Annotated in this window: 16 protein-coding genes; 10 read left to right on the forward strand and 6 right to left on the reverse strand. The window is 60.2% G+C overall.

Going from position 1 to position 16,699, the window contains the following annotated elements:
- Positions 1-19 precede the first annotated feature (19 nt).
- From J2X76_RS13065 to J2X76_RS13100, 8 genes are all read left to right on the forward strand, one after another.
- Positions 20-1,042 carry an NAD(P)H-quinone oxidoreductase gene (locus tag J2X76_RS13065; protein ID WP_310216686.1) on the forward strand — a complete coding sequence of 341 codons (1,023 nt, stop codon included), beginning with the start codon at positions 20-22 and terminating at the stop codon, positions 1,040-1,042.
- A gap of 16 nt (positions 1,043-1,058) precedes the next feature.
- A complete protein-coding gene (locus J2X76_RS13070; RefSeq protein WP_310216688.1) occupies positions 1,059-1,832 on the forward strand; it encodes an aldolase/citrate lyase family protein in 774 nt (257 codons plus the stop codon).
- 20 nt (positions 1,833-1,852) lie between these two features.
- On the forward strand, positions 1,853-2,614 hold the full coding sequence (locus J2X76_RS13075; RefSeq protein WP_310216690.1) for an SDR family oxidoreductase: 762 nt from the start codon (positions 1,853-1,855) through the stop codon (positions 2,612-2,614).
- Between the two features lie 127 nt (positions 2,615-2,741).
- On the forward strand, positions 2,742-4,166 hold the full coding sequence (locus J2X76_RS13080; protein ID WP_310216693.1) for an aldehyde dehydrogenase family protein: 1,425 nt from the start codon (positions 2,742-2,744) through the stop codon (positions 4,164-4,166).
- Positions 4,167-4,207: 41 nt separating this feature from the next.
- Entirely contained in the window at positions 4,208-4,729 is a 522-nt protein-coding gene (locus J2X76_RS13085) for a tripartite tricarboxylate transporter TctB family protein (RefSeq protein ID WP_310216696.1), read from the forward strand.
- Between the two features lie 22 nt (positions 4,730-4,751).
- A complete protein-coding gene (locus J2X76_RS13090) occupies positions 4,752-6,257 on the forward strand; it encodes a tripartite tricarboxylate transporter permease (protein ID WP_310216698.1) in 1,506 nt (501 codons plus the stop codon).
- A 57-nt stretch (positions 6,258-6,314) separates the two neighbouring features.
- Positions 6,315-6,941: a nuclear transport factor 2 family protein gene (locus J2X76_RS13095; RefSeq protein WP_310216700.1), complete on the forward strand. Its 627-nt coding sequence runs from the start codon at positions 6,315-6,317 to the stop codon at positions 6,939-6,941.
- A 107-nt stretch (positions 6,942-7,048) separates the two neighbouring features.
- Positions 7,049-8,026, forward strand: coding sequence for a tripartite tricarboxylate transporter substrate binding protein (locus J2X76_RS13100; RefSeq protein ID WP_310216702.1), 978 nt, complete (start codon positions 7,049-7,051; stop codon positions 8,024-8,026).
- A 72-nt stretch (positions 8,027-8,098) separates the two neighbouring features.
- On the opposite strand, the gene J2X76_RS13105 is transcribed toward J2X76_RS13100, so the two are convergent.
- The 6 genes from J2X76_RS13105 to J2X76_RS13130 all read right to left on the reverse strand — a co-directional run bounded on the left by J2X76_RS13105 (position 8,099) and on the right by J2X76_RS13130 (position 13,694).
- The gene (locus tag J2X76_RS13105) at positions 8,099-9,010 is read right to left on the reverse strand and encodes a hypothetical protein (RefSeq protein ID WP_310216705.1); all 912 of its coding nucleotides are present in this window, start codon (positions 9,008-9,010) and stop codon (positions 8,099-8,101) included.
- Between the two features lie 55 nt (positions 9,011-9,065).
- Positions 9,066-9,953 (reverse strand): 3-keto-5-aminohexanoate cleavage protein, encoded by an 888-nt coding sequence (locus J2X76_RS13110; RefSeq protein ID WP_310216707.1) that lies wholly within the window; start codon positions 9,951-9,953, stop codon positions 9,066-9,068.
- 155 nt (positions 9,954-10,108) lie between these two features.
- Positions 10,109-11,614, reverse strand: coding sequence for a tripartite tricarboxylate transporter permease (locus J2X76_RS13115; RefSeq protein WP_310216709.1), 1,506 nt, complete (start codon positions 11,612-11,614; stop codon positions 10,109-10,111).
- 4 nt (positions 11,615-11,618) lie between these two features.
- The gene (locus J2X76_RS13120; protein ID WP_310216712.1) at positions 11,619-12,131 is read right to left on the reverse strand and encodes a tripartite tricarboxylate transporter TctB family protein; all 513 of its coding nucleotides are present in this window, start codon (positions 12,129-12,131) and stop codon (positions 11,619-11,621) included.
- A gap of 27 nt (positions 12,132-12,158) precedes the next feature.
- Entirely contained in the window at positions 12,159-13,139 is a 981-nt protein-coding gene (locus J2X76_RS13125; RefSeq protein WP_113285782.1) for a tripartite tricarboxylate transporter substrate binding protein, read from the reverse strand.
- A gap of 102 nt (positions 13,140-13,241) precedes the next feature.
- Positions 13,242-13,694: a nuclear transport factor 2 family protein gene (locus J2X76_RS13130; protein ID WP_310216715.1), complete on the reverse strand. Its 453-nt coding sequence runs from the start codon at positions 13,692-13,694 to the stop codon at positions 13,242-13,244.
- Positions 13,695-13,946: 252 nt separating this feature from the next.
- Between J2X76_RS13130 and J2X76_RS13135 the strand changes: the two genes are divergently transcribed.
- On the forward strand, positions 13,947-14,909 hold the full coding sequence (locus tag J2X76_RS13135; RefSeq protein WP_310216717.1) for an aldo/keto reductase: 963 nt from the start codon (positions 13,947-13,949) through the stop codon (positions 14,907-14,909).
- Positions 14,910-15,245: 336 nt separating this feature from the next.
- Positions 15,246-16,217: a helix-turn-helix domain-containing protein gene (locus J2X76_RS13140; protein WP_310216720.1), complete on the forward strand. Its 972-nt coding sequence runs from the start codon at positions 15,246-15,248 to the stop codon at positions 16,215-16,217.
- The last annotated feature ends 482 nt before the right edge of the window (positions 16,218-16,699 follow it).

Here is a 16,699-nt window from a genome sequence, read left to right on the forward strand (position 1 = left end):
CGGCGACGGGTTTGAGCTGGTGCAAGTCATTGAAATTGAAAAGCCGGGCGGCCCGGAAGTGCTCAGGATCGTTGAACGGCACATGCCGCAGCCTGGTTCCGGAGAAGTGCTCATCCGAGTGGCTGCAGCCGGTGTCAACCGGCCGGATGTCCAGCAACGGCGGGGATTGTACCCGCCACCGTCCGGCGCATCGGACATACCCGGGCTCGATGTCGCGGGCGTCGTCGAGGAGGTCGGCCCCGGCGTTGAAACGCTGAAGGTCGGGATGCCGGTCTGCGCGCTGGTCAATGGCGGCGGATATGCGCAATTCTGTGTCGCACCTGCCGTGCAATGCATGCCGGTCCCGAAGGGGCTGAGTTTCATAGAAGGTGCGTCGCTTCCGGAAGTGTTCTTCACGGCCTGGAACAACCTGATCTGGCTGGCGCGCCTCGGCGAAGGGGAAACACTGCTGATCCACGGCGGTACGAGCGGTGTGGGCATGGCCGGCATCCAGATCGCGCGGAATCTACGCCGGGCAACAGTCTTTGCGACGGCGGGAAGTTCGGAAAAGCGGCAGGTCTGTCTGGAGATCGGCGTGAAGGTGGCGTTGGATTACAAAGAGAACTGGGATGAAGAAATCCGCGGGCTGACAGACGGCGCCGGCGTCGATGTCATCCTGGACGGACAGGCAGGCCCGAAGACGCAGCGGCAGCTCGATCTGTTGAAGGCCGATGGCCGCTTGGTCTTCATCGCAAGCCACGACGGCGAGAGGGCGGAGGTCAACATAAGGTCGCTAGTGCGCCGGCGTCTGACGATCACCGGTTCGACGCTGCGGCCCCGGTCGGCGGATTACAAAGGCCGGATTGCCCGTGAACTTGTTGCACAGGTCTGGCCGCTGATCGAGGACGGACGCATCAGAACGCATATCCACGAAGCCGTACAATTTCGCCAGGTGAAGGACGCTCACGCCATTCTCGACGAGAACCGGCAGATCGGCAAGGTGGTGCTGGTTGTCGATCCGTCGATCGCGACCATGGTGCCCGAACCCTATCAGCCAATCTAGCAGATGAGAATCCGAGATGACCGACCAACGCCCGAACTTTAGCCTGTTTCGCCAACGCCTTCTCGCAAGGGAGCGGATGTTGGGGACTTTTCTGAAGCTGCCGACGACCCAGGTGATCGAGATGCTCGGCCCGATAGGCTACGATTTCGTGGTCATTGACCAGGAGCATGCACCGCTCGATCGCGGAATCACCGATCTGATGATTCTTGCGGCCCGTGCCTCCAACATTGCGCCTCTGGTCCGGGTGCCGGAATTCACCGCGGCGGGCATCCTCTCCGCGCTGGATTGCGGCGCGCTGGGGATCATGGTGCCCCATGTGAACTCGGTGGAGAAGGCTAAGGCCGTGGCGCAGAGCTGCCGCTATGCCGGCGGCAGCCGAGGTTTTGCAGGGCTTACGCGTGCCAGCACCTGGGGCAGTGTCAATGGACTGCAGCATATGGCGATGCAGGACAGGCAGGTTGCCTGCATCGTGATGATCGAAGACCAGGATGCGATTGAGCATGCCGGAGCGATTGCGCGGGTCGATGGGATCGACGCGCTGTTCATCGGCCGCGGAGATCTGACAGCCTCATTCGGCAATGATCCGGATGCGGCAAGAAAAGTCGCCGAGATCAGCACGAAGGTCGCGGCTGCGGCCCGTGAGGCCGATGTCCCTTTGCTGATGCTGCCGACAAGCAGGGACGATTTCGAGTTCGCCAAGGGGCTTGGAGCAAGCGCCATGCTGCTTTCGAGTGACCACGGTTTCATTCGCACTGCAGCCGCCAAGGCTATCAATGATTTTTCGGGCTGATGGCTCGATTGGAGGAACCTGTGGCTGTTATCGATATCCCCGCGCTCCGCATACCCCGAGTGGCGGTCATCACCGGAGGAAGCAGCGGTATCGGCCGGGCGACAGCGGCGCGTTTGGCGGATATGGGATCGACTGTCGTCGTCGGTTACAATAACCGGCCCGATGCGGCAGACGATGTGGTGCGGGGCCTTCAAGGAAAAGGGCATATCGCAACGCGCATCGCGATCGACAATCCGGCATCCATCGCCGAGGCTGTCGCCACCGTGAAGGAGCGGTTCGGGAGCGTTGACGCGCTCGTCAATTCGGGTGGCGCGACCACTCCGGTCCCAGCCGCGGATCTGGAGGGACTTACCGATGAAATTTTCGACAGCACGGTGACGCTTAATCTGCGCGGCCCTTTCGCGGTGATCCGCGCGTTTCGTCCGCTGCTGGCGGGCGGTGACAATGCCGCCATCGTGAATGTCTCGTCGATCGCGGCGCGGACGGGGATCGGCAGCAGCCTCGCGTATCTTTCTGCAAAGGGCGGTCTCGACTCGCTGACGATCGCGCTCGCCAAGGTGCTGGCGCCGAAGGTCAGGGTGTTTTCTGTGTCGCCGGCAGGTGTCGATACGGATTTCGTTCCCAACCGCACCCGTGAGCAACTGGAAAAGGTCGCTGAAAAGTTTCCGCTCGGACGGGTGACGACGCCTGATGACGTGGCGCGGGCGGTGGTTGCCTGCATCGTTAACCTGACGAGTTCCACCGGAATCATTGTGCCGGTGGACGAAGGCAGGCATTTATAAGGTTGCCTTCTAATGCGACTTGTTGTCGTCTGGCGAAACGCCTTTGAGATCGCGTTGCCAGTCATGTCCAGCCCTGTAGTGTTTCTGAATTCTTAGCCTTTTAGCGTCAGCAGCAGCGAACGGAACGATGGAAAAACTGAAGTTTTATATAGACGGTCGATGGATTGATCCGGCAGTGTCAGCCAGTATGGGCGTCACCAATCCGGCGACCGAAGAGACGTTTGCCCGGATCAGCCTCGGGTCACATGAAGACGTTGACAGAGCGGCAAAAGCGGCCAGGCGTGCGTTCGCAGCCTATAGCGAAATCAGCGTCGAGGAGCGATTGGGCTATCTCGAAAAGATTATCGCCGGGTTCAGGGCGCATCTGCCGGAACTGGCGAGGCTGATGACGCTGGAGATGGGGTCGCCGATCACCTTTTCGACTGAACGCCAGGCGACAGTCGCGCTCTTCCATTTCGAGGAAGTGGTGCGCGTGCTTTCGACTTACGAATTTGAGCACAGGATGGGCAACGGCATCGTGCGCCGCGAACCGATCGGGGTCTGCGGGTTTATCACGCCGTGGAACTGGCCGCTGAACCAGGTAGCTTCCAAAGTCGCACCGGCGCTCGCGGCCGGCTGCACAGTTGTGTTGAAACCGAGCGAGATTGCACCGTTGAGCTCGATGCTGCTCGCAGAGATCATCGATGCGGCGGGCCTGCCGCCCGGTGTCTTCAATCTGGTGAACGGCGACGGGCCGACCGTCGGTGAAGCGATTGCTGGCCATCCCGAAATCGACATGGTGTCCTTCACGGGTTCGACGGCGGCCGGCATCAAGGTTGCGAAGCTGGCCGCCGATACGGTCAAGCGTGTCGCTCAGGAGCTTGGAGGAAAGTCCGCCAACATCATCCTGACGGATGCCGATCTCGAGGCTTCCGTCGAGGCTGGCGTGCATGCCTGCTACACCAATGCCGGCCAGAACTGCCAGTCGCCGACGCGCATGCTGGTACACCGCTCACAGCGTGAACAGGCATTCGACGCCGCCCGCAGGGCAGTCGACAGCATTCGCCTCGGTGATCCGCTCGACCCTAAATCCACGATGGGGCCGCTCGTCAGCCAGCAGCAGTTCGACAAGGTCCAGAACCTGATCCAGATCGGCATGGACGAGGGGGCGATGCTAGTCGCCGGCGGGCCGGGCCGCCCTGCCGAATTGAACCGCGGCTATTATGTGCGCCCGACAGTCTTCGGCGATGTGACGCCCGACATGACGATTGCCCGCGAAGAAATCTTCGGGCCTGTTCTGTCCATCCTGAACTATGACACGGAACACGAAGCAATTGCGATTGCCAACGATACATCGTTCGGTCTGGCGGGCTTCGTACAGTCAAAGGACGCAGATCGCGCCCGCAAGGTTGCCAACCGCATCCGGGCGGGGCGGGTCTATCTAAACGGCGCCGCGTTCGATCGCAGCCTGCCGTTCGGCGGTTACAAACAGTCCGGCAACGGGCGTGAATTCGGACTGTTCGGTTTCGAAGAATATCTCGAGGTCAAGGCCATCCTTGGTTACCCTGCTTGAGGGATGGCCCGGCATCGATTTCGGCGGGAGGAGCCGGATCGGTGCATGATCTATCGTTTGCATCGGCCCAACACATAGGTCGGGCTTCTGCCAGTATTTTGGGAGGTTTACCGATGAGGATCGGGCAAGACAGCATATTGGGGCTCTTTTTCGCCGTCACCGGTTGTATTGCGCTGTGGATCTCCGTCCAATACCCGTTTGGCACAGCGGGGCGCATGGGGCCGGGTTATTTCCCGGTCATCGTCTCCAGCCTCCTGGTTCTGACCGGCATCGGTGTTCTGGTTCGCTCCATCGCCGCATCGGGCGATGCCTTTCCGGAGATCAACTGGAAGGCATTGATCATGGTGCCTGCGGCAGTCGTCGTTTTTGGCTTGGCGATAGAGCCGCTGGGCTTCCTGCCGGCTGTTCTGCTGCTTCTCGTTTTGAGTGCGGCAACCAGCATCAAGTTCAAGCTCGACTGGAAGGCTGCCCTCGGCGCATTGGTTTTTGCCGGCCTGTGCACTGTTCTTTTCATCCAACTGATCGGCTTGCCGATGCCGGTTCTCGGCACCTGGCTGCAATAGCCAACGTCTTGTGAGCCTCAACATGGATATATTCAACGGACTTCTGCTCGGCTTCTCGACCGCCACGACGTTTGGGAATTTTCTCTATTGTTTCCTGGGCGTGTTGCTCGGAACGGCTGTCGGTGTACTGCCGGGCCTCGGGCCGATCGCAACCATTTCCATGCTCCTGCCGTTCACCTTCGGCCTGCCGGTCGATACCGCGCTGATCATGCTGGCAGGCATTTTCTACGGCTCGCAATATGGCGGTTCGACCACTGCTATCCTGATGAACCTTCCCGGCGAAGCTTCGTCGGTCGTCACGACGCTTGACGGCCATGAAATGGCGAAGCAGGGCAAGGCGGGCAGAGCGCTCGCGGCGGCGGCCATTGGCAGCTTCTTCGCAGGCACCGTCGGTACACTTTTCATCGCGGTCTCGGCGCCGTTACTCGCAGGTCTTGCACTGACCTTCGGACCGGCGGAATATTTCTCATTGATCGTGCTCGGACTGATCACCTCGATGGTACTGGCCAGCGGTTCTTTGCTGACTGCGTTCGGCATGGCGCTGTTCGGCGTGATGCTCGGCATGATCGGAACCGACGTGAATTCGGGTGCCGCGCGCTTTACCTTCGGCACACCGAACCTGCTCGACGGACTGGATTTCGTCGTGGTAGCGACGGGCGTTTTCGGCCTTGGTGACGTTATCGCAAACCTTGAGAACGAAAGAGACCGCTCGGCCGGCCTGGCGCCGGTCAGCAGCCTGTTTCCCACCCGCGAGGACTGGAAACGCATGGCCGCGCCGATCCTGCGCGGTACCGGCATCGGCGTGTTGCTCGGTGTTCTCCCGGGAGCGGGGGTGCTGCTTGCATCGTTCTCGGCCTACGCGCTGGAAAAGAAGGTCTCGCGCCATTCCGCTGAGTTCGGCAAAGGGGCGATCGAAGGCGTGGCCGCGCCGGAAGCGGCAAACAATGCGGCGGCCCAGACCTGCTTCATTCCCATGCTGACGCTTGGCCTCCCCGGCACGGCGACCATGGCCCTGATGATCGGCGCGCTTGTCGTGCAGGGCGTGCAGCCGGGGCCGGAAATTCTGACGCAGCAGCCGGCTTTGTTCTGGGGGCTCGTTGTGTCGATGTGGCTCGGCAACCTGATGCTGCTGTTCCTGAACCTGCCGCTGGTCGGCGTCTGGGCAAAGCTGATCTCCGTGCCCTATCATTACTTGTTCCCGATGATCTGCGTCTTCGTTGCCATAGGGGTCTACAGCATCAACAACAGCGTCTTCGACGTCTACATGATGGCCCTGTTCGGTGTGCTGGGATATTTCTTCAAAAAGGTTGGCGCGGAGCCTGCGCCGCTCATCCTTGCGATGATCCTCGGGCCGATGGCGGAGGAATATCTCCGGCGGGCGCTGCTGATCTCGCATGGTGACGCCAGCGTCTTCTTCACCAGCCCGCTCAGCCTGGGGACGCTGATCGTCGCGGCGCTGCTGCTGCTGTCGATCGTATCTCCCCGTTTCCGGAAAGTGCGCGAGGAGGGGCTGCAGGAGGCCGACTGACGATCGTCGGTTTCCTGCACCTTCGCGCAACCGTATCCACATAGATCAGGAGACCCAATGCCACAGGATTTCGACGCCCGCCTGCGGGCACATCTCGACCGCGAGGAACTTTTCGATCTGGTGCGCCGCGAGCGGTTCGCGCGGGATCAGCGCCGGTTCGACGTCATGGCTGAGTGCTTCCACCGCGATGCCTATATCCGCACCAGTTGGTATGATGGCCATGGTGGTGATGCCTATGTGGAAGCCACGCGAAAGTGGATGAGCAATACCGGCAACAGCAAGCACTGGGTCTTTCCGGCCTTTGCCCAGATCGCCGGCGACCGGGCGACGGTGGAAAGTCCGGCGATGATCTTCAACCGCGCGCGGCTGGAGAACACCGAGGTGGATTTTCACGTGTTCTGCCGGTTCTTTTCCCGCGCAGTCAGGGAGGATGGCGTCTGGAAACTTCTGTCCTTCCATGTCTTTTTCGAGCGGGATGTCATGAAGCCGGTCAATCCGTCCGAGACGCTTCCGATCGACTGGACCCGGCTCAACGCGATGCGGCCGTCCTATAAATTCCTCGCCTATATCCAGAGCGTGCGCGGCGTGAAGGTTAATCCGGATCTGCTGGGAGATGACCGGGCCGATGAACTGGCGGCGTTTCATGCCGGGGAAGATCGCTGGCTTGCCGGAAGTGATGGATAACCAAAGCCGTTCCAAGCAGCGAAACGGATGCAGCCTCATGTTCGGGAAGGGGACATTTTGCGTTAATTTGACGGCATAGGCTCGATCAACGAGTGGGAGGAATAACAATGAAGAGACGCGAATTCATGGTGCTGGGCGGCACGGCTGCATTGCTGGCGTCGAACGGAGCGGCCTGGTCGGCCGCCAAATGGCCAAGTAAACCGGGTGTGGTCATATCGGCCTACCCGCCGGGCGGCACCAGTGACATTATCACGCGCCTTGTGGCGGATGTGCTGACGGCCAAGTTCGGTCAGCAGTTCGTGGTTGAAAACCATGCCGGCGCTGCGGGCGCATTGGCTGGCGGCAAGCTCGCTCGCGCGGCTCCTGACGGCTATACGATCATGGTCAGCGGTAGTGCGCCGATCGCGGCCAACAAGGTCGTACAGAAGAACCTCGCCTATGACCCCCAGGTGGATTTCACGCCGATCTCGATCGTTGCGGAAAGCCCCGCGTTGCTGACCGCGAGCGCTACCGCTCCGGCAAAATCGCTTCAGGAACTGATCGCCTATGCCAAGGCAAATCCCGGAAAGGTCAATATCGGCAATCCGGGCGCCGGCACGAAGGGGCATATAGCAGCGGCAATCATTGGCCAGATGGCGGGTGTCGAAATCAACCACATCCCCTACAAGGGATCACCGCCGCTACTGACGGATCTTCTGGGCGGGCATATCCATTTCGCGCTCGATGCGCCGTCGAATTACCTGCCGCATGTCCGCGACTCCAAAATCCGCGGGCTTGCGGTGACCTCCCTCAAGCGAACCTCGGAGCTCCCGGATGTGCCGACTGTCGCCGAACAGGGGTTCAAGGATTACGACCAGACGCTGTGGTTCGGCGCCGTTGGCCCGAAGGGAATGCCGGCTGAGATCGTCAATGCGATCCAGGGCGCTATCAAGGAATGGACCGATATGCCGGCGACAAAGGAAAAGCTCACGTCACTGGGCCTGACGGCGGTCGCCAATACGCCCGACCAGATGAAGGTTTCCATCCAGAAGGAGATCGAATCCATCCGGCCGCTCGTCGATGCGGGGCTGGTTCAGCCGACCTGATCCGGAAACACGTTTCAACTGCTTCATGGTAAAAGGCCCCCGGAAATTTCCGGGGGCCTTTCTGCATCTGGTTCAGGATTTCGGCATTGGATAATCGTCTTCATTGAGAATCCAGCCGGGCTTCAGCGAAAAATCCATGCGCGGCGGCGCGAATATGTCGACAAGCTGGTTCACGCCGGATGATTCCGCCGTGGTCGTATGGATCGACGGGGGCGGGATGACGCAGACCGATGGCGACTCGCAGTAGAGATGCTCGTCTTCGCGCCAGACATTCATGTCCGAAGTCCACGGCCAGCGCAGGTGGTGTGTGAATGTGCCGGTCAGGGCCAGCGAGCACTGTTCGAAATCGTCGTGATGATGCGGCGAGACCTTGTCGCGCTCGCGTGGGCCGACACGTGGTGTCAGGTAGTTGACCATGAACGTCGTGCATCGATAGATCCGCCCGAACCGTGACGGGTCCTCGGGGACGTCCAGAGTGTACCACTTGAGCTTGAGGCCACCGGGCGGTTCCGGCCAGGCTTCGAAAGGCGGAACGTTGGGATGCGAGCCTGAGAAGGCGTCTGCGTTGGAAGCCGCCTCCGCCATGTCTTTCGATCTGGGCGTGAACAGTCGGACGATGCTGCCCGCGGTCAGCATGCGAATGCTGCTTTCGCCGGGTGGCACGAAGGCGACCGAATAACCCGGAACAGTCGTTGTGCCGTCTGCCGTGGTGATCTCGACAGAGGTTTCCCGGTCCGGAATGATCAGGGCATATTCATCCGGCTGCGAGCTTCGGGCGAATGTGCCGCCTTGCTTGCCGTCGGTATAGGCGATGACGAAATTCTGGCCGCGGCTGATCCAGGTCCTGCCGTTCTCGTCCGAGACCTGTGGTTCGGTGTCGTAATAGAGGCTAAGCTGCGAGCCGAAATAGCTGTTGTGGACATGGCCTGCTTTGGGCTTTGCGGCCTGAGCCAGGCTGGCTCTCGGGTCACTCTGATCGTACATGGGATCCTCCGCTTCGGTTTTTGAATATGGTCCTGAGGCCTCGTCGGCCTTTCACTCATCTGGGCAGCTGTTTCTTGAGTTTCAGAATTTCGCGCGCCTCTCCGGCCGTGGCGATCGAGCCGCCAAGCTCCTTCAGAATGCGCACGGCCTTGCTGACGAGCTCGGCATTGCTTTTCGCCAGCACGCCTTTTTCCAGATAGATGTTGTCTTCCAGTCCGACGCGCACATGTCCGCCGAGCAGCCATGCCTGCGCCAGCATGGGAAACTCCCAGCGGCCGATGCCGAAGGCCGCCCAATGGGAGCCGGCCGGCAGTAGGGATTTCATGTAGGCAAGGGTTTCGGGCGTGGCGATCGCGCCATAACGGACGCCGAGCACGATCTGGAAGAGGGCGGGCGCATCGAGGCGGCCTTCCTGGATGAACTGGTTGGCGAGCTGGATATCGCCGGTATCGAAGACTTCAAGTTCGGGCAGGACGCCGGCTTCCCGGATGATGTCCGCCATGATGCCGAGATTGCGGGGCGTGTTGATTACCACCGACGTGCCGGAATACATCGTGTTGAAGTCGAGGCTGCAGATTTCCGGTCGGAGTGCCGCGATATGCTCGACCCGCCGATCCGGCGGCAGCAGTGTGGTTCCTGGGCCGGCAACGCTCGGCTCCTGCTCGCCCGGCACGAAGCGACCGCCCGGTCCGGTTGTCAGGTTGATGATGACGTCCTCATCGGCCGCGCGAAGGCGATCCATCACTTCGCGATAGTGTTGCAGCTCCATGCTCGGCCGCCCGTCCGGATGGCGCACGTGAATATGCACGATCGCCGCACCGGCCCTGACCGCTTCGAGGCATGAGTTGGCGATCTGCTCAGGCGTGACAGGTAGATAGGGTGTCGACTCGACGGTCGTGATATTGCCCGTGACGGCGCAACTGATGATGGTTGGATTGGCCAAGTCTTTCTCCCATGTTTCAAGGCACTGCTGTGATCTTGCCGGTTTTCTGGCTTGCATCTGCACACGTTCAGCGCAAAGCAAATCAGCCGGCGTTTCACGGACAGAAATGCTGAGGTCGGGCAGGCGCTAAGTCGTCTTGATGTTGAGGCGGTCCGCTATGCATCCTCGGTAAACGCCACGCTGCGGCCACGGCGAATTTGTGGAAGCAGGATCACCAGGCACATGACTGCCGCAACGGAAAGCATGACGATAGACAGCGGGCTCCGGTAGAAGATCGCCAGATCGCCGTTCGAAAGCAGCAGCGCGCGGCGGAAATGTTCCTCCATCAGCGGCCCCAGGATGAAGCCGAGAAGGAGGGGGGCGGCCTCGGCGCGGAACCGCCAGAACAGGCAGCCCACCAGCGTGAACCCGGCCGCAAAATAGATCGGTTGCAGGCTATTCTCGATGCTGAACAGGCCGACGCAGCAGACCGTGAGAATGATGGGATAGAGGATCCAGTAATGAATCTGGATGAGCCGGACCCAGAGCGGAATGAGCGGTAGGTTCAGGACGACCAGCATGGCATTGCCGATCCACATCGATGCGATCAGACCCCAGAAGACTTCTGGATTGGACACCATGACATAGGGGCCGGGCGCGATATTGTGGACCATCAGCGCGCCGATCATCAGGGCCATCACGCCGTTGCTCGGGATACCCAATGTCAGCATCGGGATGAAGGACGTCTGCGCACCCGCATTGTTGGCGGCTTCCGGGCCGGCGAGACCGGCAATCGCGCCATGGCCAAATTCTTCAGGCCGCTTGGCGAGACGTTTTTCGATGGCGTAGGACGCAAAGGACGAAATCATCGCTCCGCCGCCGGGGAGCAGCCCAAGAACCGATCCGATTGCCGTGCCACGCACAACCGGAAGTGCGGCTTCTTTGGCCTCCTTGCCGTTCATCCAGAGATTGCGCAGAGAAGGCGTGGTGACATCCCGCGCCTGGTCGCCGCGAATATTGGTGACGATATCGGTGAACGCGAACAGGCCCATCGCCACGGCAACGAATTCGATGCCCTCCGTCAGGGAGAAGTAACCGAACGTGAAGCGGTATGTGCCGCTGTTGATGTCGGCGCCGACGAGGCCGAGGATCAGCCCCGTCAGGACCATGGCGACGCCCTTGATGAAGGAGCCGTGGGCGAGTAGCGTCGCTGCCGTGAGGCCAAGGACCATCATCGCGAAATATTCTACGGGGCCGAACAGGAACGCTACTTCCGCCAGGACGGGCGAGAAAGCGGCGATCAGCATCGTTGCGATCGTTCCCGCAAAGAAGGAGCCGACCGCGGCAATGGCCAGCGCGGCCCCCGCGCGGCCGTTGCGTGCCATCTGGTGACCGTCAAGGCAGGAGATCACCGAGGAAGATTCTCCGGGTAGGTTGACGAGGATGGCGGTCGTGGAGCCGCCGTATTGCGCTCCATAATAAATGCCGGAGATCATGATCAACCCGGTGACCGGTTCGAGCGAATAGGTCAGCGGCAGGAGCATGGCGATCGTCGCCAGCGGACCAAGTCCCGGCAGAATGCCGATGGCGGTACCGACCAGAACGCCGATGAAGCAGAAGGTCAGGTTGCTGAGCGAAAGTGCGGCCTCGAAACCCAGGCCGAGATGGTTGAGGAATTCCATGGGATCAGATCGCAATCATGGGAACGGCAACGCCGAGGAAATAGATGAAGACGAGGTAGCAGAAGAGCAGCAGCCCGATGCTGAGCGCGATCGCGCGCTTCAGGGTGAAATAGTCCGAGGCCCAAAGCGCGATAAACACCTGCGCTGGCACCGCTGCGACCAAGCCCACCGCAAGGACGAGGGCTGCGAAAACCAGGAGCGACAAGGCAATCAGAAATACTGGTTTCAGTGGCAGGCTTCGGATGGTTTCGCCGTCGGCCATGACGCCTTTTGCCAGGATTATCAGACCGATGGCTGTCAGTATGATCCCGAGGATCAACGGGAACATGCCGGTACCCATCGCGGCAATGGTTCCCATCTGGTATTGCAGAGACAATCCCGCGGTGAGGCCGCCGAACAGCGTGAAAAACAGGCCGGCCTCGACGTCCGCCTTGTCGTTGAGCCTAAAAGACACTTGTACCTCCGGCATGATGCATTGACCTTGGTTCGATATGGCGCCGGGAATGCCGGACGCCATATCGTCGGTGACGCTTCATAGGCGTGCTTATTCAGGCTTGAGGCCCATGCTTTCGATGACGGCTTTGCTGGTCGTCATTTCCTTGGCGAGATAACTTTTAGCCTCGGTCGAGCTGCTGGCGATGCCCATGATGTTCTGGCCGGCCAGCCGGTCCTTGGTATCCTGCTCGGCGAAGATTTCCTTGAGCGTGCCGTTGAGCTTGTCGGTCACGGCGGCCGGCGTTCCGGCGGGTGCGATCAGGGCCAGCCAGTTCTGGTATTCGAAGCCCGGAATGGTGTCTGCGATCGCCGGAATTTTCTCGTTGCCCAACGCGCCGGTGCCGGTATGGGCAAAGGCCTTCATCTTCCCGCTTTCGACGAAGGGGCGCACGGTTTCGTAGCCCGAAAAGACCATGTCGACGAAGCCGCCTGCCACGTTGTTCAAGCTGTCGCCGGCACCTTTGAACGGGATTTCGCGGATCTGGATGCCGGCGCTCTTGTTCAGCAGGCCGAGCGCAAGCTGGGCGCCGGCGCCCCGACCGGGCGTACCGGCGGTCAGCTTGCCGGGATTGGCCTTGGCGTAGTCGATCAGCTCCTGCATGTTCTTGAACGGCAGGCCGCTGCGAATGCCGAGCACGAAGGGATAGGTGGTCAGGATCGAGACCGGAACAAAGGATTCCGGCGTCTTGTAGGGCAGTTTGGCATAAAGAAACGGATTGTTGGCGATGGCGCCCGTGACAACCAGCAAGGTGTGGCCATCGGGGGCTGCGTCCGCGAGCAGCGCCGTTCCGAGGACAGAGTTGCTGCCCGCGTGGTTTTCCTTCACCACCGGCTGGCCGAATTTCCTGGCGAGCTTATCGGAAAATACCGCTGCGACCGCATCCGTTCCGCCGCCCGGGGCATAAGGTATGATCAGCTTGATTGGTTTCGTTGGGTAGGGCGCGTTCTGGGCGAAAGCGCCTGCCACCGAGAAAGCGGATGCCATGGCGAAGATGGCAGCCAGCCTCAATTTACGGATAATCTTTCCCATTCCTCTCCTCCTAGAATGGATTTTATCGTTCTTCTTGCAATCTCGCCCGGGCGCTACCTCATGGTCCGGGCAAATGCTTTGTCAGAGAAACGCGTTCGGACGTTAACCTCTGAACGTCGTCGTCGGCACTCCGCCTTTGAACCAGGTCTCGAATTTGCGGTTTTTATAACGCCAGACACCGTCATCGCCCCTGACGCAGTGATCGGTTGCAAGCGCGATCTGGATGGGCGGTGCGGATGGCAGAACGGGCTCGCCGTCATGCGCATAGAGGATCAGGTACCACGTCGTCGTGGCTTCATCGGGCGTTTCGGACACGACCCGGAAATTCGTCACGGCATGAGCTGCAACGCGCGGCCCGCGGGTGATCCGGTATTCGTAGAACTGGCGGATTTTCTCGCGGCCCCGATAGGTCTGTTCGCTCGCCTCGAAGACGCCATCCTCGGTGTAGAAATCGGCGGCCTGCCGGCCCCAGTTGGTATCGACGTCATGCCAAAAATCGTGGAGCTGGCGCTCCAGCTCGCAGGTCAGGTTCGTTCGTTCTGCATTATTCGGCAATATAGGCTCCTCCTGTGCGGCACACTGGCCGGATCGATCTGCCGGAAGCAGTTCTCATCGTTCTAGGGCAGCGTTCTCGCCACGTCCGGGGAGACGATATCTATTTCTCACAGCGAAAAGATTAGGCGTGCTGGTGGGCGCCAACTGGTTGGTTGATATCCTTCCGGAGCCTCGTTACGATTTTTTGAAAAAGGCGGGGCATGCCGAAATAGCAGCGATAATCCGATGGTCCCGCAAGCGAGGCGGAAGACGATGGATACGACAATCTTTGGGCGGACCGGGTTGAAGGTCAGTGCGGCGGTCCTCGGGGCGGGTGGCAACAGCCGGCTCGGTCTCCGGCGCGGAGGCAGTGAAGCAGAAGCGATCGATCTTGTTCGCGCGGCACTCGATCGCGGCATCAATTTCATCGATACGGCACCGGTTTACGGCACCGAGGAGGTTGTCGGTGCAGGCGTTCAGGGACGGCGCAACAGCGTGATCCTCGCTACCAAGGCGCGTTGCACGGTTCAAGGCAGCTCTTATGAGAGCAGCGAGTTCGTTACACCTGGCGAGATGCGCAGGAGCGTCGAGGCCAGCCTCAAGGCGCTTCGCACCGATCATATCGACATTTTGCAGCTACATGGCGTGCGCCCGCATCAATATGGATTCTGCCGAGATGAGCTTTTGCCGGAGTTGCTGCAGCTTCGCGATGAAGGCAAGCTGCGATTTCTCGGTGTGACCGAGTCTTTCGGGATAGACCGCGAACATAAGGTTGCCCAAAGCGCCGTCGCGGATGGCGTGTGGGACGTGCTGATGCTTGGCTGCAATTTCGTCAATCCGTCGATCGCGCGTTTCGTCCTGCCACAGGCAATCGAAAAGAATATTGGCATCATGGCCATGTATGCCGTGCGCGGTGCGCTTGCCCGCAAGGAAACGCTGGACAGCTTGGTGGCGAAGCTCGTCGAGAAAGGCGAAGTTCCGCCGGATTTGCTGGATGCGGAAGATCCGTTGGGCTTTCTGCTCGAAAACGGCGTGGCTGGATCTTTGACGGAAGCGGCCTACCGGTTCTGCCGGCACGTGCCGGGTATCGGCGTCGTAATGACCGGTACCGGCAGCCTTGCGCATCTTGAGGACAATATCGCGGCGATCAATGGTTCGCCGTTGCCTGCCGCGGTCCTTGACAGGCTTTCTGCCGCCTTCGCCAACGTTACATCCGCTACGGGCGATCTCGACTAACGGCCTGTCACACCTTTGTTCGAAGGATTGGCTTCCGAGGGCATCGATCATGGCTGCCTGATTTATGGATGGGTCAACAGCCAAGCATGCGCTAAACATCTAGGAAAGTTCGTGGATTTACGAGAATTTCGCAATGCGAAACTCATGCCGCCGCAGGTTGCCGAAGATCGGGTCCCGGGCTCATCCTTGTCTGACCTGCGGCATCCGGGCAGAGATGCAGGGACGCACATCAAGACGGTACCTGCTGGGAGGCACTGACTGTCGGGCGATGCGGGGAGGCATTCGCTCCGGCACGGGATCGCGGTTCTGCGAGGTAGAATGTAGTGGGAGGTTAGCATGGAACTAGGTGCTGCGGCCGATGAAGGACTTGCCGGTGGAGACACTTTTGCCGAGGATGATCGACCCTCAAGCTGGAAAGCCGGGGCGCGTAGCCAAGCGACACATTGCCGGGCCAACTCCCGGCGCGGGATGACGGACGCGATCAGACCTTCCTATCCTCCGGTGGAATCCGTGCGCCGTGCGCTGGAAATCCTGCGTATCCTCAACCGGCTTCGTATCTGCACCGTGGGGGACATCCACGCCGCCACCCGGTTGCCCAAGCCGACCATCGTGCGGATGCTTGATACCCTGATTGCCGATGGCTACGTCGTGCGCGACAATATGTGCGGCGGCTATCGGGTCACGCATCGGGTGGAGGAACTGCACGCCGGTTACAAGGGAATTGCTGAAGTCATCGAGGCTTCCCGGCCCTTTTCAGTCGATCTGACCAATGCGATCAAATGGCCTGTCGGCATCGGCACGCTCGATGGCGATGCGATCGCCGTCCAGTTCTGGACCGGCACGATCAGTCCCTGGGTTCATGCCAACACGCTGCTCCACAACAGGCCTAACCTGCTGACTTCCGCCATGGGTCGAGCCTATATGGCGTTTTGCGGAGAAGAGGAGCGCGCGGCGCTTTTCGCCGTGATCCGTGCCGGAAGCAATGGCAGTTTCGGGCCTGAACAGGAAGCGCAACACAATGTGCTTCTCGCCAGTGTTCGAAAACAAGGATTTGCCATCCGGGCACCGCAAACAGAACCGCGGCGCAACACTACGGTCGCGATGCCGATCTGTCACAAGGGCACGGTCCTGGCGTCCATCACGGTCAGTTTCTTCATCAGCGCGGTCCCCCGGAACAAGGTCGAGGAACAGATCATCGAGCCGCTACGCCAAGCGGTGAACAAGATCGAGACGGTCATTGCCTTTATGAGGCGTGGCGGCGCTTCCGAGGTCGATAGTGCCGTTTCGGACTGCCCATTGGACGTTTAGATGGTGAAGCGCGGTTCTGGCGCCGCTCATGAGGCAAGGAGGCGATCCGCCCCTGCACAACCGCATGCGCGCAATGAACCTTGGGGGGGCGCCCTTGGCAATCCTCTGGGTTGGAGCGACGATTTACGGCGTCATGCTCGCCACGCAGCATCGCATCAGCGACCAACGCGATAAACTCGTAACTGTAGCGGATGTCATGACGGATTGCTCCTCTTCAGGAGCAAAGCCATCATTCCAATGTGCCGCTCCGGAGTGACCGTTTCAATCGAGCCACCGCCAGGAAGGTCCGCCTTAAGCGTAAATGCACCAGCTGGAAACTGGCTCCTATCTTACATGATGACCGACACCAACGCCTTATGCATACCGTTTTCGTTGGTGATCTGCAGCTTCATATTAGTCGCTTTCTTCATTTCACTATGAAAGCTAGTCTCGAAATCGACCTAAGCTTTGAATTCCCGCTAAGCAATTTGAGGATTGTGTTT

Origin of the sequence: Neorhizobium sp. 2083 (assembly GCF_031455615.1) — a bacterium.
Taxonomy (GTDB): Bacteria; Pseudomonadota; Alphaproteobacteria; order Rhizobiales; family Rhizobiaceae; genus Neorhizobium.